Below are 3,760 nucleotides of genomic sequence, written 5' to 3' on the forward strand. Positions count from 1 at the left end.
ATCTTGGTACGAAATGGCCCCCAGAGGGGCCATTTCGTACCAAGATCTTCGCTTCTCAATGTCAACATGCGAGGTGGGGACTGGGTGATGCCGGCGGCATCAGGGTGGCGGCCAGTTCGAGAGGGATCAGCCGCGCCGCAGACCGACAATGAACCGCGACCAGGCGGCCCGGTCGAAGAGCAGCAGCGGGCCGCCCGGGTCCTTGGAGTCACGTACCGCCAAGGCGTGGGAGAGGTCAGCCACCTCGACACAGTTCGAATCATTCGCACCGCTTCGGCTGCTCTTGCGCCAGCTAACCGGCACCGGATCCGAGGGGGCCATCGGCAGCGCTCCACAAGGTTGGAGTCAGTCCGGAACCTCGGCGGCAGCCCGGCTGAGGAGATCCGCAGACCGGTCGGGGTCGAGCGCCTTGGCCCGAAGGTGGTCGAACATGAGTCTATAGCGGGCCACCTGTCGGCCCTCCTCCAGCAGCAGGGTGCTGGTGTCATTGCCCAGGTAGACCACGGCCGGGTCGAGCACCGGATCGTCATAACCCAGCAGGGTGAAGGCACCGCCCATGGCCGCGTGCGCTCCCGCGACGAACGGCAGGATCTGGATTTCCACCGTGGGCATCTCGCACGCCTCGACCAGTCGCGCGAGCTGAGCACGCATCACCTCCGGGCCGCCGACCACCCGCCGGAGCACCGCCTCGTCCAGCACCACCCACAGCGACGGTGGGAGGTCTCGGGACAGCAGTGCCTTCCGAGCCAGTCGCGCCGCCACCACCCGGTCCGCCTCGTCCTGGTCGGCGGTGCTGCGTCCGGCCCGGACGATGGCACGGACATACTCCTCGGTCTGCAACAGGCCGGGCACGTACAGGCTCTCGAACGAACTGATCGAGGTGGCCTCCGCCTCGAAGCCGACGTAGTCGTCCGGCAGCACGTCGCCGTACGCGCTCCACCAGCCCTTCAGCCGGGACTGGCGGTGCAGCGCGGCCAGCCTTTCCCGCTCCTCCTCGGTGGCCTCGTAGAGGTCGAGCAACGGCGGCATGTCCTTGGGCATCACCCGGGAGTGTCCCTGCTCCAGCCGGATGACCTTGGTGCGGTGCCAGCCGAGGATCTTGGCCACCTCCTCGGCGGTGCGGCCGGCACGATCCCGTAGGCGACGCAGCTCGCGCCGCAGACGACGGGCTCTGATCGTCGGACTCGGCACCTGCGCCATCGACACTCACCTCCACCGGGAGTAGCCGATTCTTCTCCCACCGCAGTGAAAGCGCAAGCATAAAATGCGACGTTGCGCTTTATTGCCGCATGGTCCAAGCTGTTGGCAATCACTTGCCTACGGAGAGGCAGCATACGGTGACTGACTTCCACCACGACCTGGCCGCCATGCTCGACGGGGCCGACGTGTCCGAGCGGGTCCGCGCCGCCATCGCCCACGCCTTGTCGACGGCGGAGCCGTTCTCCGCGTACCCCCGGGTTGTGCTCAACCGTGGCCCGGCGGAGCGCGAGCGGCTGGCGGGCCGCAACCGGCCACCCGGCGGCGCCTACCGGATACCGCGCCGATGGACGCTGCACCTGACCTACCTGGCGGCCGATGCGCAGGAGGCCCGCGACCAGGCCGTGGTCTACACCGAAGGGCTGACTATCCTACGGCCCGAGGTGCCCGCGACCGGCGCGCTGCTGTCCCGGGCCGACGCCTGGAATCACATCGAGCCGGTCTTCTGCGGTCGGGTCGGCCCCGACGACGAAGTCTGCGTCGACGTCACCGGGCATCCCGGTTTCCACCACGCGGCCGGCGTCGACGGGCTGCGGTGGGGCGACGGTGACGGGACGACGGGGCTTCTTCCGTAACGCTGTCGGCGGGCGCTCGTAGACTGCGCGGATGGTCTCCCCCACCGATCAGCGGACCGACGGCGCGCTGGACGTGCTGCGCCGGGTCTTCGGCTACGACGCCTTCCGTGGCGTCCAGCAGGACATCATCGAGCATGTGGTGGCCGGCGGCGACGCGCTGGTGCTCATGCCCACCGGGGGCGGCAAGTCGCTGTGCTACCAGATCCCGGCGCTGGTCCGCGACGGGGTGGCGGTGGTCGTCTCGCCGCTGATCGCGCTCATGCAGGACCAGGTCGACGCGCTCACCGCGGTCGGCGTGCGGGCCGGCTTCCTCAACTCGACCCTGGACGCGGCGCAGCGGCGCCGGGTCGAGGCGGCCTACCTGGCCGGCGAGCTGGACCTGCTCTACCTCGCACCGGAAGGGCTGGCGGTGCGGTCCACGCTCGGCCTGCTGGAGCGGGGCCGGATCGCCCTGTTCGCGATCGACGAGGCGCACTGCGTCTCCCAGTGGGGGCACGACTTCCGGCCCGACTACCTCAACCTGTCGATGCTGCACGAACGCTGGCCGGACGTGCCGCGGATCGCGCTGACCGCCACCGCGACGCGGGCCACCCGCACCGAGATCGCCACCCGGTTGCAGCTCACCGACGCCCGGCACTTCGTGGCCAGCTTCGACCGGCCCAACATCCAGTACCGGATCGTGCCCAAGCGGGAGCCGCGCCGCCAGTTGCTGGGTCTGCTGCGCGACGAGCACCCGGGCGACGCCGGCATCGTCTACTGCCTGTCCCGCGCCTCGGTGGAGAAGACCGCCGAGTTCCTGGTCGCCAACGGCATCCCGGCGCTGCCCTACCACGCCGGGCTGGACGCGGGCACCCGCGCGAGGAACCAGCAGCGCTTCCTGCGGGAGGACGGGCTGGTCATGGTGGCCACCATCGCGTTCGGCATGGGCATCGACAAACCCGACGTACGCTTCGTCGCCCACCTCGACCTGCCCAAGTCGGTGGAGGGCTACTACCAGGAGACCGGCCGCGCCGGTCGCGACGGGTTGCCGTCGACGGCCTGGCTGGCGTACGGGCTCCAGGACGTGGTGCAGCAACGCAAGATGATCGAGACGTCCGAGGGCGACCTGGCGCACCGGCGTAACCTCGCGGCCCACCTCGACGCCATGCTGGCGCTCTGCGAGACGGTCCGGTGCCGCCGCGCCCAACTGCTCGACTACTTCGGCGAGGCCGGCGCGGCCAACTGCGGCAACTGCGACACCTGCCTCGACCCGCCGGAGTCCTGGGACGGCACGGTCGCCGCGCAGAAGCTGCTCTCCACCGTCTACCGGCTCGACCGGGAACGCAACCAGCGGTTCGGCGCCGGGCACAGCATCGACATCCTGCTCGGCAAGCACACCGACAAGATCGATCAGTACGGCCACGACGCGTTGAGCACGTTCGGCATCGGCACCGAGCTGCGTGACGTCGAGTGGCGGGGCGTGGTGCGGCAACTGCTCGCCGAGGGCCTGCTCGCGGTGGAGGGCGACTACGGCACGCTGGCGCTGACCGAGGCCAGCGCCGACGTGCTCAGCCGGCGGCGCACGGTCACCCTGCGCAAGGAACCGGAGCGGCCGCTGTCCGGCCGGGCCGCCAAGCCGCGCGGCGCGGCGACCGTGGTCGCCGACCTCACCCCCGCCGCCACCGGCGTCTTCGAGCGCCTCCGCGCCTGGCGGGCCGCCACCGCCAAGGAGCAGGGCGTCCCCGCGTACGTCATCTTCCACGACGCCACCCTGCGCCAGATCGCCGCCGAGCCGCCGGCCTCGCTGGCCGAACTGTCCCGGGTCAGCGGCGTGGGCGAGAACAAGCTCGCCAAGTACGGCGAGGCGATCCTCGCCGTACTCGCCGAGGGGTGACGAAAGGGCCCGACCTCGCCAGAGGTCGGGCCCGATCGTGGGTGGGTGTCAGCTG

Annotated in this window: 4 protein-coding genes; 2 read left to right on the forward strand and 2 right to left on the reverse strand. The window is 70.5% G+C overall.

What is annotated here, in order from left to right; genetic code table 11:
* Positions 1-126: 126 nt before the first annotated feature.
* Both B1205_RS14820 and B1205_RS14825 read right to left on the reverse strand, forming a co-directional pair.
* On the reverse strand, positions 127-321 hold the full coding sequence (locus B1205_RS14820) for a DUF397 domain-containing protein (protein ID WP_089156144.1): 195 nt from the start codon (positions 319-321) through the stop codon (positions 127-129).
* Between the two features lie 24 nt (positions 322-345).
* Positions 346-1,200, reverse strand: coding sequence for a helix-turn-helix domain-containing protein (locus B1205_RS14825; protein WP_089156145.1), 855 nt, complete (start codon positions 1,198-1,200; stop codon positions 346-348).
* Positions 1,201-1,337: 137 nt separating this feature from the next.
* Here B1205_RS14825 and B1205_RS14830 point away from each other — a divergent pair, with 137 nt between their 5' ends.
* Together B1205_RS14830 and recQ are read left to right on the forward strand one after the other, a co-directional pair.
* Complete coding sequence (locus B1205_RS14830; RefSeq protein ID WP_089156146.1) at positions 1,338-1,832, forward strand: hypothetical protein; 495 nt, start codon at positions 1,338-1,340, stop codon at positions 1,830-1,832.
* 31 nt (positions 1,833-1,863) lie between these two features.
* Positions 1,864-3,705: a DNA helicase RecQ gene (recQ, locus tag B1205_RS14835; protein WP_089156147.1), complete on the forward strand. Its 1,842-nt coding sequence runs from the start codon at positions 1,864-1,866 to the stop codon at positions 3,703-3,705.
* The last annotated feature ends 55 nt before the right edge of the window (positions 3,706-3,760 follow it).

The organism is Micromonospora sp. NBS 11-29 (assembly GCF_002140155.1).
In the GTDB taxonomy this organism is placed as follows: Bacteria; Actinomycetota; Actinomycetes; order Mycobacteriales; family Micromonosporaceae; genus Micromonospora.